This is a genomic window from Pseudomonas sp. RGM 3321, from assembly GCF_022836805.1.
In the GTDB taxonomy this organism is placed as follows: Bacteria; Pseudomonadota; Gammaproteobacteria; order Pseudomonadales; family Pseudomonadaceae; genus Aquipseudomonas.
This window is the reverse complement of sequence record NZ_JALHBH010000121.1, coordinates 127362-144793: the sequence shown is the minus strand read 5'-3', so window position 1 is coordinate 144793 and position 17432 is coordinate 127362. Positions and strand designations below refer to the sequence as shown.

The 17432-nt window shown below is 60.4% G+C and carries 22 protein-coding genes; 12 read left to right on the top strand and 10 right to left on the bottom strand.

Annotation, left to right across the window (positions count from 1 at the left end; all coding sequences use genetic code 11):
- Positions 1-34: 34 nt before the first annotated feature.
- A complete protein-coding gene (gene hrpL, locus RGM3321_RS26170; RefSeq protein ID WP_244395467.1) occupies positions 35-589 on the bottom strand; it encodes an RNA polymerase sigma factor HrpL in 555 nt (184 codons plus the stop codon).
- Between the two features lie 242 nt (positions 590-831).
- Here hrpL and sctW point away from each other — a divergent pair, with 242 nt between their 5' ends.
- Genes sctW through sctU form a run of 12 tightly spaced genes read left to right on the top strand, consistent with a single transcriptional unit; the run spans position 832 to position 11306 of the window.
- Positions 832-1938 (top strand): type III secretion system gatekeeper subunit SctW, encoded by a 1107-nt coding sequence (gene sctW / locus RGM3321_RS26165; RefSeq protein WP_244395466.1) that lies wholly within the window; start codon positions 832-834, stop codon positions 1936-1938.
- The gene (gene sctV / locus RGM3321_RS26160) at positions 1938-4025 is read left to right on the top strand and encodes a type III secretion system export apparatus subunit SctV (RefSeq protein WP_244395465.1); all 2088 of its coding nucleotides are present in this window, start codon (positions 1938-1940) and stop codon (positions 4023-4025) included. The genes sctW and sctV overlap by 1 nt, the downstream gene beginning before the upstream one ends.
- A gap of 33 nt (positions 4026-4058) precedes the next feature.
- Positions 4059-5033 (top strand): type III secretion system inner membrane ring subunit SctD, encoded by a 975-nt coding sequence (gene sctD, locus RGM3321_RS26155; protein WP_244395463.1) that lies wholly within the window; start codon positions 4059-4061, stop codon positions 5031-5033.
- Entirely contained in the window at positions 5030-6379 is a 1350-nt protein-coding gene (gene hrcN, locus RGM3321_RS26150) for a type III secretion system ATPase HrcN (RefSeq protein ID WP_004418817.1), read from the top strand. Before sctD ends, hrcN begins: the two co-directional genes overlap by 4 nt.
- A gap of 2 nt (positions 6380-6381) precedes the next feature.
- Entirely contained in the window at positions 6382-6828 is a 447-nt protein-coding gene (locus tag RGM3321_RS26145; protein WP_244395462.1) for a type III secretion protein, read from the top strand.
- 6 nt (positions 6829-6834) lie between these two features.
- Entirely contained in the window at positions 6835-7407 is a 573-nt protein-coding gene (gene hrpP / locus RGM3321_RS26140; RefSeq protein WP_244395461.1) for a type III secretion system HrpP C-terminal domain-containing protein, read from the top strand.
- Entirely contained in the window at positions 7404-8120 is a 717-nt protein-coding gene (locus RGM3321_RS26135; RefSeq protein ID WP_244395460.1) for a type III secretion system protein, read from the top strand. The genes hrpP and RGM3321_RS26135 overlap by 4 nt, the downstream gene beginning before the upstream one ends.
- Complete coding sequence (locus RGM3321_RS26130; RefSeq protein ID WP_244395459.1) at positions 8110-8511, top strand: FliM/FliN family flagellar motor switch protein; 402 nt, start codon at positions 8110-8112, stop codon at positions 8509-8511. Before RGM3321_RS26135 ends, RGM3321_RS26130 begins: the two co-directional genes overlap by 11 nt.
- A complete protein-coding gene (gene sctR / locus RGM3321_RS26125) occupies positions 8508-9161 on the top strand; it encodes a type III secretion system export apparatus subunit SctR (RefSeq protein WP_004406534.1) in 654 nt (217 codons plus the stop codon). The genes RGM3321_RS26130 and sctR overlap by 4 nt, the downstream gene beginning before the upstream one ends.
- Before the next feature lie 7 nt (positions 9162-9168).
- On the top strand, positions 9169-9435 hold the full coding sequence (gene sctS, locus RGM3321_RS26120; protein ID WP_003339811.1) for a type III secretion system export apparatus subunit SctS: 267 nt from the start codon (positions 9169-9171) through the stop codon (positions 9433-9435).
- Complete coding sequence (gene sctT / locus RGM3321_RS26115) at positions 9436-10230, top strand: type III secretion system export apparatus subunit SctT (protein WP_104653024.1); 795 nt, start codon at positions 9436-9438, stop codon at positions 10228-10230.
- Complete coding sequence (sctU, locus tag RGM3321_RS26110) at positions 10227-11306, top strand: type III secretion system export apparatus subunit SctU (protein WP_004406538.1); 1080 nt, start codon at positions 10227-10229, stop codon at positions 11304-11306. Before sctT ends, sctU begins: the two co-directional genes overlap by 4 nt.
- Positions 11307-11696: 390 nt before the next feature.
- Here the strand turns inward: sctU and RGM3321_RS26105 are convergent, their stop codons facing one another.
- The 9 genes from RGM3321_RS26105 to sctI all read right to left on the bottom strand — a co-directional run bounded on the left by RGM3321_RS26105 (position 11697) and on the right by sctI (position 17411).
- Positions 11697-12044 (bottom strand): negative regulator of hrp expression HrpV, encoded by a 348-nt coding sequence (locus RGM3321_RS26105; RefSeq protein WP_003339817.1) that lies wholly within the window; start codon positions 12042-12044, stop codon positions 11697-11699.
- A gap of 2 nt (positions 12045-12046) precedes the next feature.
- Complete coding sequence (hrpT, locus tag RGM3321_RS26100) at positions 12047-12250, bottom strand: HrpT family type III secretion system protein (protein WP_003314144.1); 204 nt, start codon at positions 12248-12250, stop codon at positions 12047-12049.
- Entirely contained in the window at positions 12247-14352 is a 2106-nt protein-coding gene (gene sctC / locus RGM3321_RS26095) for a type III secretion system outer membrane ring subunit SctC (RefSeq protein WP_244395458.1), read from the bottom strand. Before sctC ends, hrpT begins: the two co-directional genes overlap by 4 nt.
- 1 nt (position 14353) lies before the next feature.
- Positions 14354-14794 carry a type III secretion system protein HrpG gene (locus RGM3321_RS26090; protein ID WP_244395457.1) on the bottom strand — a complete coding sequence of 147 codons (441 nt, stop codon included), beginning with the start codon at positions 14792-14794 and terminating at the stop codon, positions 14354-14356.
- On the bottom strand, positions 14772-14996 hold the full coding sequence (locus RGM3321_RS26085; RefSeq protein WP_003314139.1) for a type III secretion protein: 225 nt from the start codon (positions 14994-14996) through the stop codon (positions 14772-14774). The genes RGM3321_RS26090 and RGM3321_RS26085 overlap by 23 nt, the downstream gene beginning before the upstream one ends.
- Before the next feature lie 83 nt (positions 14997-15079).
- Positions 15080-15661, bottom strand: coding sequence for a type III secretion system stator protein SctL (gene sctL, locus RGM3321_RS26080; RefSeq protein ID WP_244395456.1), 582 nt, complete (start codon positions 15659-15661; stop codon positions 15080-15082).
- A gap of 33 nt (positions 15662-15694) precedes the next feature.
- Positions 15695-16222 (bottom strand): type III secretion protein, encoded by a 528-nt coding sequence (locus tag RGM3321_RS26075; RefSeq protein ID WP_244395455.1) that lies wholly within the window; start codon positions 16220-16222, stop codon positions 15695-15697.
- On the bottom strand, positions 16222-17028 hold the full coding sequence (gene sctJ, locus RGM3321_RS26070) for a type III secretion inner membrane ring lipoprotein SctJ (RefSeq protein WP_244395454.1): 807 nt from the start codon (positions 17026-17028) through the stop codon (positions 16222-16224). Before sctJ ends, RGM3321_RS26075 begins: the two co-directional genes overlap by 1 nt.
- Positions 17029-17036: 8 nt before the next feature.
- The gene (gene sctI, locus RGM3321_RS26065; RefSeq protein ID WP_003314135.1) at positions 17037-17411 is read right to left on the bottom strand and encodes a type III secretion system inner rod subunit SctI; all 375 of its coding nucleotides are present in this window, start codon (positions 17409-17411) and stop codon (positions 17037-17039) included.
- Positions 17412-17432 lie beyond the last annotated feature (21 nt).

The following is a 17432-nucleotide window of genomic DNA, read 5'->3' as shown; positions in this document are numbered from 1 at the left end:
TTTGCGTGCGAGTTGGTTCCAGACAGATATCCACTCAGGCGAACGGGTCAATCTGCTGCTTCAATTGCACCCGCGCCCGGGATAGTCGCGAGCGCACAGTGCCGATCGGAACACCGAGCGTGTTGGCGGTGTCCTGATAATTGCCATCCATTTCCAGCGAAACTTCCAGAACCTTCTGCATGTTCGTCGGCAGGCAATCGATGGCTGCGATGACGCGTGCCAATTGTCTGTGCCCGTCTACCTGATGAGTGATATCGCCATTCCATTCCAGCTCTGAATGAACGTCGTCTTCCCAGCTTTCCTGATAGGGCTGGCGATACATTTTGCGGAAGTGATTGCGGATCAGATTCAGCGCAATGCCACATAACCAGGTTTGCGGTTTGCTGGCGTGCTGAAACTTGTGCTCATTGCGTAACGCCTCGAGAAACACGCATTGCAGGATGTCATCCACGTCATCGGCGTTCTTCACCCGCTTCTGGATGAACGCTCTGAGCATCTGGACCTGATCGGCCGTCAATTGCCGGATACCAGCGGACGACGATGGTTGGCGTGGTTCGGTTGCATCAAGGATCACAAGATTCGGGAGCATGGACTTGCCTCAGTTGATGGAGTGCAAGTCCTATAGCGATAACCATGCCAGCCCAAAAATATTTTTAATTTATTGATTTAAAACGATATTTTAAATTGTGAAATTCTTTGTAATACATTTTATTGCGCAACACGGTTTTTAGCTCTGCAGCTTTTGGCACAAACGCATGAGCCTTCGGCACCAGGGAACCGAACCGGGTCGACGACCCACTCAGCGGTCATGACCAGGCCCAGAACCGTCCTATGAAAATCGTCGCCCCGCCTACATTACCTATTCATCCGGTAGCGCCGATCCGCGCCATCACGCCGGCTGCGCGAGCGATTCCCGGCAGCGGGTTGCCTGATGAAAAAGGCACCTCGTCACTGCAGGTTTCGCGCTTCGCCGCAGCACTGGTGCAGCACAGCCGGATCCTGCGTGAGCGAGAACTGATCGCGAGCAGGAACGCGCTGCAGTCGCGGGCCGTCAAGCTGGGCGAGCTTTATCAACTGCTGATGAGCGCCAGCGACACCGGGCTGGATAACGCCGCCAGACTGCTGCGCAAAAAACTGCTGCAGGACAACGACGCCGACCTGGAACAGGTTCTGGAATTCGCTGACGGCGACGCTGCCAAGGCTCACGTGGTGTTGCAGGCGGCACGTAAACAGGCAGAAGACGATGGAGCGGAAGAAGAATATGCAGCGCTGACCCAGACGCTCAAACATCTGCGCCGCCGATTCGGCCCGCGTGCCCGTGCCGGAATCAATACCGCAAGAGCCTTCGGGCGCCAGAACATCGATAACAAGCGCCGCACTGCCTTGCGCAATCTGTATGGCGTAGCGGTTTCCGGGCAACCCAATGTCACTGGCCTGATCGAAGCCTTGATTGGCGAGCAACAGGAACCCGGCGAGTTCGACCTGAACCTGCGCGACATGCGCATCGCCATCGCCGACGATCTTTCGGCGATTACCCCGTCGGCTTCCCATGAACAACTGCGCACGCTGATGCATGGCCTGACCACCGCGCGCCATGTCACTACGTTGCTGCGCGGCTGCGAGCACCTGCTGGGACGCATGCGCAAAAAGAATCCCAAACTGACGGTAGACCCGCCCGCCTTCCTCAAACACATGCTGACCCTGACGGCCAATGGCATGAACGTGAATCAGACCTTGCAACTGACCCAGCACATCGGGGGCAACAGGCTCGAACACCAACTGGCGTTCCTCAATGGCCTGCGGCCAATGCTGATGCAACTGCCGATCCTGCTCTGGCGGGACCTGAAAAGCCGTCAGGCCGCGCTGAATAATCTACTCACGCTGATGGCCGAGCTCACGCAGAAGGAACAGAAGCAACTATACGAGGGGCTTGCCTGATGAACCGGGTCATCAACTTTCTGAACATGGTCGCGCTGTCGGCCATGCGCCGCTCGGAACTGGTCGGTGCGTTTTTTGTGATCGCCATCGTGTTCATGATGATCACGCCGCTGCCCACCGGGTTGATCGACGTGCTGATCGCCGTGAATATCTGCATCTCCTGCCTGCTGATCATGCTGGCGATGCACCTGCCCAGGCCACTGGCGTTCTCGACCTTCCCTGCCGTGCTGCTGCTGACCACGATGTTTCGCCTGGCCCTGTCGGTTTCCACGACGCGGCTGATTCTGCTCAACCAGGACGCCGGGCACATCGTCGAGGCGTTCGGGCAGTTCGTGGTGGGCGGCAACCTGGCGGTGGGTCTGGTGATCTTCCTGATCCTGACGGTGGTCAACTTTCTGGTGATCACCAAAGGCTCGGAGCGGGTCGCCGAAGTCGGTGCGCGTTTTACCCTGGACGCGATGCCCGGCAAGCAGATGTCCATCGACAGTGACCTGCGCGCCAACCTGATCACCGTCCACGAGGCCCGTAAACGACGCGCCGAACTGAACAAGGAAAGCCAGTTGTTCGGTGCGATGGACGGCGCCATGAAGTTCGTCAACGGCGATGCGATCGCCAGCCTGATCATTGTGGCCATCAACATGATCGGCGGCATTTCCATCGGCGTGCTGCAACACAATATGGCGGCGGGCGACGCCTTGCAGCTGTATACCGTGCTGACCATCGGTGACGGCCTGATCGCGCAGATTCCGGCGCTGCTGATCTCCGTGACCAGCGGCATGATCATCACCCGCGTGCCCAACACCGAGGCGGGTGTGGAAGCCAATATCGGCCGCGAGATCGCCGAGCAGATCACCAGTCAGCCCAAGGCCTGGATCATCGCCTCGGTGGCCATGCTTGGCTTCGCTGCCCTGCCGGGAATGCCGACCGGTGTTTTCATCACCATCGCTATCATCTGCGGTGCCGGTGGACTGCTGCAGTTGCAGCGGGCAAAACCCAAGGCCGATGAGCAACGTACAGCCACTGTGGCGCCAGAAATGAACGGCAAGGAAGACCTGCGTACCTTCTCGCCAAGCCGCCAGTTTGTGCTGCAATTCCACCCCGGTCAGGACAGCGCGCAGATCGAAGCGCTGGTCAGCGAAATACGCAAGCGTCGTAACCGTCTGGTGGTGCAGTACGGCCTGACCCTGCCTTCGTTCATCATCGAGCACGTCGATGACATTGCCCCGGACGAGTTTCGCTTCACCGTCTATGACGTACCGATACTCAAGGCCACCTTTACGCAGAGCCATGTCGCCGTGGAAGCACGCCAGCTGGAAGGTGAAAACCTTCCGGCAGCCATCCCGGGCAATACCGACCGCCAGGAAGATCAATGGGTCTGGCTGCCTGCCGAGCAGTCCGGCGAACTGAACCCGGTCAGCTCCACAACCCTGATCATCGAACGCATGGAGCGCGCATTGCAGTCCTGCGCACCGCAGTTCATCGGCTTGCAGGAAACCAAAGCCATCCTCGGCTGGCTGGAGTCCGAGCAACCGGAACTCGCTCAGGAAATGCAACGGGTCCTCACCCTGACGCGCTTCTCGGCTGTCCTGCAACGCCTGGCCTCGGAGTGTGTGCCGCTGCGGGCGATCCGGGTCATTGCCGAAACCCTGATTGAGCACTGTCAGCATGAACGCGATACCAATGTGCTGACCGACTATGTGCGCATTGCGCTCAAATCGCAGATCTACCACCAGTACTGCGGTGCCGAAGGCCTGCAAGTGTGGCTGCTGACGCCGGAAAGCGAGGGGTTGTTGCGTGATGGCCTGCGCCAGACGCAAACCGAAACATTCTTCGCGCTGAACAACGAGATCAGCCAGATGCTCGTGCAACAGCTGCACATTGCCTTCCCGGTACGAGCTCCCGAACAGGCGGTTCTGCTGGTGGCACAGGATCTGCGCAGCCCTCTGCGTACCTTGTTGAGGGAGGAGTTCTACCATGTACCCGTACTATCTTTCGCGGAAATCAGCAACGCGGCCAAGGTCAAGGTCATGGGTCGATTCGACCTTGAAGACGATCTCGAGGCGCTGGACAACGAGCACGCTGCCTGAGCCTGCAAGGCCTGAACGCACGGAGACTTTCAGATGTTTGAATTACGCGTACTGAACGGCCAGCACCAAGGCGCGGCATTACCGCTGATCGGTGAGCAATGGTCGATTGGCTCTGCCGGGCAACACGATCTGGCGCTGGACGATGCGGGCGTGGAAAGCCTGCATTGTCGCCTGCAACGTGTCGACGACAACTGGACACTGAATGCTGAACAAGGCGCGGTCTGCGACGAACAGGGCAACGCCCGGCCGAGCATCGACCTGACGCTCAATAACGCCTTCATGCTGGGTTCGGTGTGGCTGTGCGTTTCGCCTGCAGGCGATGAGTGGCCCTCGGTGCCCGCCGTGATTCCCAAACAGCCTGAGGCCGAGTCCGGATCTGCACGCAACGACGTGCCGCTGGAGAAGGTCAAGTCCCGCTCGCAGTTTCTCAACCGCACCACGGGCATCATCGCCGGGCTGCTGGTGGGCGTCATTGGCAGCGCCTGGAGCCTGACCCGCCCGCCCGCTATTGCGATGGATCAGAGCCCGGCACACCTGGCGGCCGCCACGACAGAGGCCTCGCCCGGTACACCCAAGGCGCCAGCCAGGGCGGCAAACCCTGTGACCGACAACCGCATACGCCTGAGCAGCGCAGATGCCGTCCGCCACCAGTTGAGCACCATGCTCAGCGACCGCCTGCTGACCGACGTCAGCGTGGAAGAGACGCCCGACGGGCTGGTCCTCAACGGCGATCTGAAAGAAGAATCGCTGCTGGTCTACCAGCGCATGCTTCAGCGCTTCAAGGCCCTGTACGACTCGCCGGTCACCGTTCTGGACAACGTGGGCAGCAATCGCAACACCCTGCCCTTTGTGGTGGTTCAGATCATGACCGGGCCGCATGCGCACCTGGTGACTGCCGACGGTCGACGTGTGTACGTAGGTGATGAAGTGGATGGCCTGCGCCTCACCCGTATCGACAATCAGCGTCTGCAATTCGACGGTAATCGCCATATCGAGGTGAACTGGTGAATGCAGCACTGAACCTGTGGAAAGACGCGCACGCCAAGCGTTTGAGCCAGTACTGCGCGGTGCGCGTCATTGGCCGGGTCAGCGCCGTGCGCGGGATTCTGCTGGAGTGCAAGATTCCATCGGCCAAGGTCGGCGATCTCTGTGAAGTGAGCAAAGCCGACGGCTCGTTGCTGCTGGCCGAAATCGTCGGCTTCACCCAGGAATGCACGCTGCTCAGCGCCTTGGGGCCACCCGACGGTATTCAGGTCGGCGCGCCGATCCGCCCGCTGGGCGTGGCACACCGGATCGGTGTCGATGACAGCCTGCTCGGCTGTGTACTGGACGGTTTCGGGCGCCCGCTGATGGGCGATTGCCTCGGCGCTTTCGCTGGTCCCGAGGATCGCCGCACGACTCTGCCGGTGATCGCCGACGCCCTGCCGCCGACCCAGCGACCGCGTATCACCCGGGCGTTACCCACCGGGATACGCGCCATCGACAGTGCGATCCTGCTCGGCGAAGGCCAGCGTGTCGGGCTATTCGCCGGTGCAGGCTGCGGCAAGACCACGTTGATGGCCGAACTGGCGCGCAACATGGATTGTGACGTCATCGTTTTCGGCCTGATCGGCGAACGGGGCCGCGAGCTGCGCGAGTTTCTCGACCATGAACTGGATGAAACCCTGCGCCGTCGCTCGGTGCTGGTCTGTGCGACATCCGATCGTTCCAGCATGGAGCGCGCCCGCGCTGCGTTCACCGCGACCGCCATTGCCGAAGCCTTTCGCGCCCGCGGCCAGAAAGTGTTGTTGCTACTCGACTCGCTGACCCGCTTCGCCCGCGCGCAACGGGAAATCGGCATTGCCTCGGGCGAGCCGCTGGGGCGCGGCGGTCTGCCGCCCTCGGTGTACACCCTGCTGCCACGCCTGGTGGAACGCGCCGGGATGAGCGAAAACGGTTCGATCACCGCGCTCTACACGGTACTGATCGAACAGGACTCGATGAACGATCCGGTCGCCGACGAAGTGCGCTCGTTGCTCGACGGGCACATCGTACTGTCGCGCAAACTGGCTGAACGCGGGCACTATCCGGCGATCGATGTGTCGGCCAGCATCAGCCGGATTCTGAGCAACGTCACCGGTCGCGAACATCAACGGGCGAACAATCGCCTGCGTCAGTTGCTGGCCGCCTATAAACAAGTGGAAATGCTCCTGCGCCTGGGTGAATACCAGGCCGGGGCCGACCCGGTCACCGACTGTGCCGTGCAACTGAACGAGGCTATAAACGCGTTCCTGCGCCAGGACCTGCGTGAACCCGTGCCGTTGCAGGAAACCCTCGACAGGCTGCTGCAACTCACCTCTCAACTGCCGGAGTAGCCATGGACGAACCACTGGAAGACGACCCGCAACAGGTCGCTCTGCAGCAGGTAATAGGGCTGCTCACGCCACTGCGCCAACATCGTCAGGCCAGTGCCGAGCGCGCCCATTGCCAGGCGCAGTTGGAACTGAAATCGATGCTCGACCACTTAGCAGAGACCAGGGCGTCGCTGAATCAGGAACGCGACAACCATAAGCGCCGCCGCGAGAGTCTGTCCGATGCGCATTTGCAAAAGACGCTCAGCCTGACTGATGTCGACGGCTGGCACGAAAAGGAAAGAACCATGCTCGACCGCCTGGCTTACATCCGCCAGGACGTGGAGCAACAGAAAATGCGAGTAGCTGAACAACAGGCGTTGCTTGAACAGAAACGGCTGCAAGCCAAGGCGTCTCAGCGCGCGGTCGAGAAACTCGCCTGCATGGAGGAGACGCTCAACGAAGAAGGTTAAGTGACGATGACCGCACCGATCAAAACCCCTGCCAAAGCGCCACCCGTGCCGAGTGCCCCGCCGGCCACCTCGCGCGCCCTGCCTTCGCTGCGTCAACCCGCCAGGTCCGATGACCAGCCGCCAGCCTTTGCCGGGGCGCCTCGCGGCGATGTACAGAAGGTTCGTTTCGCGCTGAACCGTTCAGTCACCGACAGCCCGATGAGCGCCGACGGCATGTTCTTCTCGCAACTGCTGATACCGCAGGTAGGTGAAGAGCCGGATCAGCAGGGCTTCGGAGGCAGCGGTGTGGCCTTCTCTGCACAATCCGAAAACGTACCGACGCAGTTGATCGACGAGCTGGCGCAGCGTTTGCCCGATCAGCCGGACGGTCCGCTGGCCTTCAGCCTGCTCATGCCCAATCTGGGCAGCGTGCGGGTCAACGCCTGCAAATCCGAAAACCGCTGGAGCATTCAACTGGGCTTTGGCCGACGTGACGTTCTCAAGCGCTTGCAGGGCCAGGTCGGCGCATGCCGGGACTCGCTGGCGCAGGCACTCGGCCAGGATGTCGAGTTGGACATGCATGAAGACTTCACAGCATGAGCGCCCTGCGTCTGCGCAAGGTCGACGCCCTGCTGGCCCAAGCCACACGCGCACTCGGCGCCGGACGGCGCCTGGGCTTCAGCACCCGCGGTCAACACGCCGAACTGAGCCTGCTGCCGCAGCTCGAAGACGCGCGGATACCGGCAGACGGTGTCTGGTTGAATACTGCGGTCGGCCCCTTGCTGCTGAGCGATGCCGAAGCGTTGCTCAGCCTGCTGGGCGAAATACCTTTCACGCTTGGCGGCGAGCACCAGGCCTGGTACTGGCAGCTATTCAACCAGCGCCTTAGCCCGGTGATTGCCGACCTGCTGGCGCCTGTTGCGCCGTTTTCCGACGCCCCGACCGAGCCGGCCATCGGCTGCCGGGTTCACGTGCAGCTGGGCAGCGAACGACTCGATGCCTACCTGCACGCCGCACCCGCCACCCTGCTCAGGCTTCTGGGTTCGGCTGACTGGCAAGTCTTGAAGCGTGACGTGGACCAATCCTGGTCGGTAGCGACACCGCTGATCGTCGGCGAACTGTCACTAACCCTGGAACAAATCGCCGCGCTACGCCCCGGTGACGTGGTGCTGCCTGCCCGCTGCCGGTTCGACAGCGCCGGACAAGGGTCCGTGACACTCGCTGGCCGTCAATGGGCGGCCTGCACCGACCAACAGGCACAGCATCTTTTTCTGCAGCTCAGTCATGAGGAGCACAGTCACCATGAGTACTGAAGACCTGTATCAGGACGACGTCGAGATGCTCGACGACTATGAAGAACCGGTGCCTGAACAGGCTGATCAGCAACCGCATGACGACGAACACGCCGAACAGGCATTCGGGTATGCGGACAACGAAGCGGAGCATGAAGAGCAGTCCGGAGACCACCATGAGTCGCCGATGCTCGACTCACTGGAGCTGGACCTGACCTTGCGCTGCGGCGAGCTCAGATTAACCCTTGCCGAACTGCGCCGACTGGACGCCGGAACCATTCTCGAAGTCAGCGGCATCGCGCCAGGCCACGCCACGCTGTGCCATGGCGAGCAGGTGGTTGCCGAAGGCGAACTGGTCGACGTCGAAGGCCGCCTCGGTTTGCAGATTACCCGGCTGGTGGCGCGCTCATGATCATGGAGGGCATCAACCCGATCATGCTGGCGCTGTTTCTCGGCTCGCTGTCGCTGATCCCGTTCCTGTTGATCGTCTGCACCGCCTTTCTGAAGATCGCCATGACGCTGCTGATCACCCGCAACGCGATCGGCGTTCAGCAAGTACCGCCGAACATGGCGTTGTATGGCATCGCCCTGGCCGCGACGATGTTCGTCATGGCCCCGGTGGCGCATGACATACAGCAGCGGGTCCATGAACACCCGCTGGAACTGAGCAACGCCGACAAACTGCAGAGCAGCCTCAAAGTCGTCATCGAGCCGCTGCAACGCTTCATGACACGCAACACCGATCCGGACGTCGTCGCCCACCTGCTGGAAAATACCCAGCGCATGTGGCCCAAGGAAATGGCCGATCAGGCCAGCAAAGACGATCTTCTGCTGGCAATCCCGGCCTTTGTGCTGTCGGAATTGCAGGCCGGTTTCGAGATCGGTTTTCTGATCTATATCCCCTTCATCGTCATTGACCTGATTGTCTCCAATCTGTTGCTGGCACTGGGCATGCAGATGGTCTCGCCGATGACACTGTCGCTGCCGCTCAAACTGCTGCTGTTCGTGCTCGTATCGGGTTGGTCGCGTCTGCTCGACAGCCTGTTCTATTCCTACATGTGAGGCGGTCATGGAAGCGTTGGCGTTGTTCAAGCAAGGCATGTTTCTGGTCGTCATCCTGACCGCCCCGCCGCTGGCCGTTGCGGTGCTGGTGGGTGTGGTCACCTCGCTGCTGCAGGCACTCATGCAGATTCAGGATCAGACATTGCCCTTCGGCATCAAACTGGGCGCCGTCGGACTGACCCTGGCCATGACCGGTCGCTGGATCGGCGTCGAGCTGATCCAGTTCATCAATATGGCCTTCGACCTGATCGCCCGCTCCGGGGTCAGTCACTAAATGCCCTTCGACGCGCACAGCGCCTTTCAATTCATGCTGGGCATGGGACTGGCAATGGCGCGACTGATGCCCTGCATGCTGCTGGTGCCAGCCTTTTGCTTCAAATACCTGAAAGGCCCGTTGCGTTATGCCGTCGTGGCGGTGATGGCGATGATCCCGGCACCGGCCATCAGCAAGGCCCTGGAGTCCCTAGACGACAACTGGTTCGCAATCGGCGGCCTGCTGATCAAGGAAGCGGTACTCGGCACGCTACTGGGGCTTTTGCTGTATGCGCCATTCTGGATGTTCGCCTCGGTGGGCGCACTGCTCGACAGCCAGCGCGGTGCGCTCAGCGGCGGCCAGTTGAACCCGGCGCTGGGCCCTGACGCCACGCCACTGGGCGAATTGTTTCAAGAAACCCTGATCATGCTGGTAATCCTCACCGGGGGGCTCTCGCTGATGACTCAGATCATCTGGGACAGCTACAGCGTCTGGCCCCCGACGGCCTGGCTGCCGGGCATGAACGCTGGCGGCCTGGATGTCTTTCTGGAGCAGTTGAACCAGACGATGCAACACATGCTGCTGTACGCGGCGCCCTTCATTGCGCTGCTGCTGTTGATCGAAGCGGCGTTCGCGATCATTGGTCTGTATGCGCAACAGCTGAACGTTTCGATCCTCGCCATGCCGGCCAAAAGTATGGCCGGCCTCGCTTTTCTGCTGATCTATCTGCCGACGCTGCTGGAACTGGGCACCGGTCAATTGTTGAAGCTGGTTGATCTGAAGTCGCTACTGACGCTTCTGGTGCAAGTGCCGTGAGCGAAAAAACCGAAAAGGCCACGCCCAAGCAACTGCGTGACGCGCGGGAAAAGGGTCAGGTCGGGCAGAGTCAGGACCTCGGCAAACTGCTGGTGTTGATGGCCGTCAGTGAAATTACCCTGGCCCTGGCTGATGAAAGCGTCAACCGACTGGAGGCGCTGTTGTCGCTGTCCTTTCAAGGCATCGACCGCAGCTTTGCCGCGTCGGTCGAGCTGATCGCCAGCGAAGGACTCTCCGTACTGCTCAGCTTTACCTTGTGCAGCGTCGGTATAGCGATGCTGATGCGTTTGATCAGCAGCTGGATGCAGATCGGTTTTCTGTTCGCGCCCAAGGCGCTGAAGATCGATCCCAACAAGATCAACCCGTTCTCCCACGCCAAACAGATGTTTTCCGGGCAAAACCTGCTCAACCTGCTGCTCAGCGTTCTCAAGGCCATTGCCATCGGTGCGACGCTGTATGTGCAAGTCAAACCTGTGCTGGGCACCCTGGTGTTGCTGGCCAACAGCGATCTGACGACCTACTGGCATGCCCTGGTCGAGCTGTTCAGGCACATTTTGCGAGTGATATTGGGGCTGCTGCTGGCGATCGCGATGATCGACTTCGCCATGCAGAAATACTTCCATGCGAAAAAACTGCGCATGAGCCACGAGGACATCAAGAAAGAGTACAAGCAATCGGAAGGCGACCCCCACGTCAAAGGCCATCGTCGGCAACTTGCCCAGGAGATCCTCAATCAGGAGCCCAGTGCTGCGCCCAAGCCGGTGGAAGACGCCGACATGCTGCTGGTCAACCCGACGCACTACGCGGTGGCCCTGTATTACCGACCAGGCGAAACGCCTCTGCCGCTGATTCATTGCAAAGGTGAAGACGAGGAAGCCCTGGCATTGATTGCCCGCGCCAAAAAAGCCGGCATCCCGGTGGTGCAGAGCATCTGGCTGACCAGGACGCTGTACCGCTCCAAGGTCGGAAAATATATCCCCCGCCCCACACTGCAGGCTGTCGGCCACATCTACAAAGTGGTTCGCCAGCTGGATGAAGTCACCGATGAAGTGATTCAGGTTGAGGTGGAGCTTTAAGCTACCAGCCGGGAGCTTCAGCCCTGGGCTCTGTACGAAAAGTCGGCGAGCGAAGGTCAGGCAAGGCAAAAACAGACGAGGAACGGCCGGGGTCGCGTTCGACTCTACGTGTTGTAAATGAGCATTCCGATCGGACTCGCGCTCAAGCCTGTTTTAACGCAGCATCACCGAGCGAAGCCACTTTACGTACAGAGCCTGGTGGTTGCTTATGCCCCAGCCCTCTCCCATTCCCTGCGTATTATCTCCTGCTACTGACTGCGTCCTGCAAGATGCCCCAATACTGCTTGCCGCTTGCCGCTTGCCGCTTGCCGCTCGCAGCTTTCAGCTGCCCCAAAAAAAGACCGCCCCATCTGCACTGGGGCGGTCTTTTTTTCACTCGGGAGTTATCTCCTAAGCCAGATGATCCAGGCCTGCCAGTATCAGTTCGTTTCGCCGGATATCATCCAGATTGGTGACGGCATGGGGGGCGTCGCTCACCGCGTGCCACACGACGAAATCACGCCGCATATCCAGGAACAGAAAGTAGTCATTGAATCGTTCGGCTTCTGAAAACCTCAGTTGCAGCGCCTCTCTGAGTTGTTCGGGACGCAGCGCTCGACCCTCGATGTGCAGCGCAATGCCCCAGTCATGGTGCTCGCGACGGCTGACGAAAGAGACTCCGTTTGCCACCGGCCAGACCGCAGGACTCTGTGCCGCAACGTTGTAGTAGAACGCTGTTTTCTCCTCGACCTCAATCATGTCTAGTCCCTTAACTTCACGACGGTGTAATCGCGCTCGTGGTCTTGATCGTCAAGACCGTCACGCATGTCCGGGGGCCACCAGATGACCAGTTCGCGGCTGGTGGAGTCCGGACGTTTGCAGGCAGTGCCCGAACAACCGTGGGTGGCGCACCCGGTCAGGGTAGCGAACACCACCAACACGACTGCAACGCTGCTGATCTTCATGGTTTTGCCCCCCGGAGCAGTGATGGCCGGCTCTCTTTGGCCATTTTCGATATCTGTGGCTGACGTACCGCGATATACACTTCGCTCTCCTCGCCCGGTTGCAGCCATGCGTGGGGCCAGGCGGCGACGCCGATGACCCAGCGACCACCGCAGCGACTCTCGTCGATGCGCACCGGTTTGTCGGTATTGTTACGCGCTACCACGACGGCCACACCCCAGTCCTTGCGTGCATACCATTGCGAGCGCTGGCCATCGAGGCTCAGGCCCTGGCCCGGGTCACACAGGCTGTCGGTTTCAAAGGGCAGTGTTTCGCCATCATGCATGCCCTCTGGCGCAGCGCCATCGACCATCTGCGTGAAGACTTTCTGGATGTCGCCGCGGGTAGGCAGCTCACCGCCGTCACGCCGTTCCTTGATCCTTTTCATCTGGTCATCGACATCGTGAGGGTTGCCGTTCTGCACATAGCGAGCCGGGTTGACCTGGTCGCCAATCAGTCTTGGCGTCAGAATGAACAGGCGCTCACGCTGGCTCAGTTCGCGACTGCGGGACTGGAACAGCAGCTTGCCGATGTAGGGGATGTCGCCCAGCAACGGAACCTTGTGGACCTTGTCGTTGGCTTCAAGGCCATGGAAACCGCCGATGACCAGTGAACCGTGTTCGGCTATGACGGCCTGGGTACTGACATTGCCTTTGCGCACACTTGGCTGCGTGTCATTGATGTCGGAGATGTCGATCTGACCATCCTCGATATCGACGATCAGTTGCACCTGAGGCTTGCCATCGTGATCCAGCGAGCGCGGAGTCACCTGCAGACTGGTGCCTGCGGTGATGGGCTCGATATTGGCCACGCGTTCCGACGTCGCGGTGAGGTATTCGGTGCGACTGAAGTCGATCACGGCCGGCTGGTTTTCAAGGGTAAGAATGGACGGGTTGCCGATCACCGAGGCTGAGCCGTTACCTTCCAGCGCATGCAGTTCGGCAGCGAACTTGCCGGCGTTCTGGATGAACAGGGTGGAGCTGGTGCCAGCGTCGAACATGTTGGCGCCCCCGTTGACACTCCCGGCATTGAAGTTCCAGCGGCTGGACAGTTCTGCCAGCTCGTTGCGATCGATGTCGAGAATCACGGCGTCGATTTCGATCAGGTTGCGCGAAACATCCAGCTCTTTGATGAGCTTTTCGTACATGGCCTTGCGCGAGGGCAAGTCGTAGATCAGCACGGCGTTGTTACGGACATCGGCCGTTACACGGATGTTGGCCCGACCGCCAGAGCCGCTTTTTCCAGCGCTTTTGCTGCCGCCGCCGCCATAGTGCAGCACCTGATCGAGGCCCTGCTCCAACGCATTGGTATCGAGGCCGCTGGAGCTCATCGGCAGACTCGGAGCGTCCGGGCCGCCACCGCCCGCCAGGCCGTTACCGCGACCGCCTCGCCCCAGCAGATCCATGCCATTGATGGACCCGCCACGAGAACGGGTATCCAGCAAATCCTGGAGAATACTGGCGACCCCGGCGACCACCAGTTGTTGATCGCGATAGCGAATGGTGCGGTCCGCGGCACTGGCGTACTTGAGCGGGAATACGATGATGTCCTGCTTGTCGCCCTTTTCCGGCGCTTCGACTTTCTTGCTGTAATCGCGCACCAGTTCCACATATTTTGCCGGGCCGCGAACCAGAACCACGCCCTCGTTCGGCAGTACCCCCCACCCGAAGCGCTTGTCCAGCAGCCCCACATCGGTCAAGGCAGTTTGCAAGTCATCTACCGCGTCGGATGACACTTCGATGCGTGCCGAGGTGTGCTCGCTGGAGGGGCTGACATACAATGTGTCGTTATACACAAACCACTGGAAGTGATATTCCTGGCCCAGGCGGTCGAGAAACTCTTCCGGGCTCTGAGCGCGTATCCGGTCATCAAGGACCCCGGGAATGGGCGGCATATCCAGCGCCATGCCGAATTCCTTGGCGAAGTCGGCCAGCGCTGTCGCCAGCTCGGTCTGCCGGGCATCGTAGGCGTAAGCCGTATGTTTCCAGGCTTCGGGGGTCACCGCCCACGTGGCGGGGGACAGCCCGATCAACAATAAAGGCAACCACATCAAGGCCTTGCGCATTTCAAACTCCCGGTTGCCGGTGATTGAGGGTCGTGCGCCCGGCTAAGGCGGGCACGGAATTGACCAGAGTGGTGTGCATCAGGCTGAGCAAAGCCGCGCGCTGATTGGCCAGGCTTTCCAGACGGTTCAGCAGATCGGCAAGGCTGCAGGGGCCAGGCATCCAGCTGACCAGCACCATGCAGCGCGTTTGCGGATCGATGGCGAACGCGCCGTCACAGGCGCACGCCAGGCTGGCACCGCCGTGAATGAGCAATGCTTCGATACGCTGAGGGTCGTTGGCGTCATAGGGGTCGAGTAACTCGATGCTGCAACGGACTCCGCCGCCCACCATTTCCAGCCGTGCGTTGGCGTCGTCAACCCAGCAGTCGAGCGGGCTCGCCGGACGCTGATCACGCCACAGGCCGACGACCTCCTCGAACTCACTGAAATCCATCGATGACATTTTTGGTCATTTTATAACCAGCCTGCTGGCATTGATCAGCGATGTTGGAGCTGACCGCAGCCTGCTGGCTCGCCTCACTGAAGGCATCAATGTCGTCGGCGGTGAAATGCCCATTGCCCCCGTCCAGCACGTCATCCACGTCGGACAACGCGCGGGTGAGCGTGGAATCGAGGTTATTTTGCAGGGATTTGAAATTTATCATGTCCTGACACTCCAGCAGAAAGGTTCAAACCTTGAGTGGAGCAAACAGGTGGAGCGGTTCCATTTTCGCCGCAAGAGTCTGTTTCAGGCAGCCGGCTCCGCGCCTGTCAGCCCATTGCGCAGCGTTGCCCAATCGATTTCGAAAGCGCCGTTGGCGTCGCTCAGGCGCAGGCTTTCAGTGGCCAGCGTCGCATCCCGTTTGAGCGCCCAGTGCTCGGCAAAACGGCTCTCTGCCAACCATTCGGCGACCGGCTCGGCCATCTCTGGATGAACGCTGAGTGTGGCCACTGCTTCGTTGAGCTGGCTGGCTGCCAGGTTCCTGACCAGTGCCCGAGCACGCTCGGCAAGGGTCGTTTTGTCGAGTAACTGGCTCAATGCCTCAGTCAGCAGTTCCTCTACAGCAGTCATGGCCTGCTGCTGCAAGGCTTCGCGCTGGACGTGCAGCTCGTCCAGAAAAGCATTGGCGCGCTCCCAGAACTGCGCAAGCGCCTCCTGATGCCGACGATCGGCTTTAGCCTGCTCAAGTACCAGCATCTGCTCCGCCTGACGTTGCGCGCCAGTCAGAATATCGCGAGCCAGCAGACTGTTGGCGATGTCTTCACGACGCAATACCGGCTCGGGCAGCACCGCGTCGGCAGTCAGGGTAATACTGCGTTTGGCAAGCATCGGGGAATTCCTGGTGCAGAGGGAAGCGGATATTCAGGCCGCGGTGACACGCCATAGAACAGCCTGCCACAGCGTCTGAAGTTTATTTTCGGGGGCCGAGCAAGTGCTGTCGGCGACCTCATCGGGCGCCCAGGCCAGACGCAATCGCGGCCAATACTCAGGCCCAAGCCAGGCACCCAACAGCAAGCGCGCATCTTCATGTTCCAGCTCCAACCAGACACCAGGGCGCAACGCCTTGGTCAGGGCCCAGCACCACTGCCCGTCATGGGCGTCGCTTTCGTTACGGGAAAAACAGATGCGCTGCGCCAGATCCAGCGCCTGATCACGCTGCACGGGTGTCAGTGCCAGCCAGTTCAACACAGGCTCTGCAGGCATCGGCGGTTGACTTGGCGTGATGCCGACACTCTGCAAAAACACGCCGTGACGGCTGACCATGAGCGCTTCACAGTCGCTAACGGTCAGTCCGCAGCGCTCAGCGAACCGGCTTTGCCAGCCTGGATGCGCCCAAGGCCAGGGGTTGCACCACCACTGAGTCCAATAGTCCTCGGCGGTCAGGTCCATCACGCGCGCGCCGGTACGGTCGAGCGGCTACGGCCGGCAAAGCCGATCCGCCGAAGCACCGAGGCGCGCCAGTCACTGCGCAACAGCAGCGCCATGATCAGCAGCAACACCGCCAGGCCAACCGGTACCAGCCAAAGCATCAGACTCCAGAACGGCAGATTGGCGCTGTCCAGCTTGAACGGTCCGAAACTGACCCACTGTGTGGTTTCCTGAAACTCGGTAGCCGGTACGAACACGATGGAAAACTTTTTCGATTCTGCCGCTTGCGTCGACATGCCGGGGATACTGCTGGCGACCATCTGCTGAATGCGCCCACGCACGCTGTCCGGGTCAAGCGCTGCGGAGTGTTTGATGAACACCGCAGCAGAGGCAGGTTGCACCGGTTCACCCGGTGCGATGCGTTCCGGAAGTACCACGTGCACCCTGGCCACGATGACGCCGTCTATCTGCGAAAGCGTCGCTTCGAGTTCCTGAGACAGGGCATAGATGTAGCGGGCGCGCTCTTCGAGCGGGGTCGAAATGACCCCTTCTTTCTTGAAGATATCCCCCAGACTGGCGCGAGACTGACGTGGCAGGCCGGCAGCGTTGAGCACCCTGACGGCGCGGTTCATGTCGCTGGTCGCGACAGTGACGACAACGCCGGTTTTTTCCAGACGTTTGCGCGCGTCGATATGCTGATCGGCAAGACGGGCAACGACCTCGTTGGAGTCCTGCTCGGACAAGCCTGTGAACAGATCGGTTTCATCACTGCAGCCGCCGAGCAATACCATGCAAATCAGCAGCAGCCCTGCGCTCAGAAATTTCACGGAAACCTCTACTGCAAGTTAGTCAGCTTGTCGAGCGCCTGCGCAGTCTTGCTCACTACCTTGGTCGTGAGCGCAGTCTGCAACGAGCATTGCGACAGGGTCCTGGTCATCGCCGCGATATCCAGCGCGTCTCCCGTCCCGGAGGCTTTTTTCATCGACCGCATCGCTTGCTGAGACATTTTTTCGGTTTCGCCCAGACCGCCGGAAATTGCGCTGGCGATATGCTCGGAAAGCGGCGCTCCGCTCGAAACGCCGTCCGGCTGCGTGGCAGCGGTGAAGATGTCGACATCCGCCTGGGCCGGTTCTGAAACGAGCCCCTGTGGCACATCCTGCCCGAGTTCCGGCGAGATGCTTTTAACATTACCAAGGTGGGAAATGGTCACGTGAGTTCTCCGTCAGGCGGG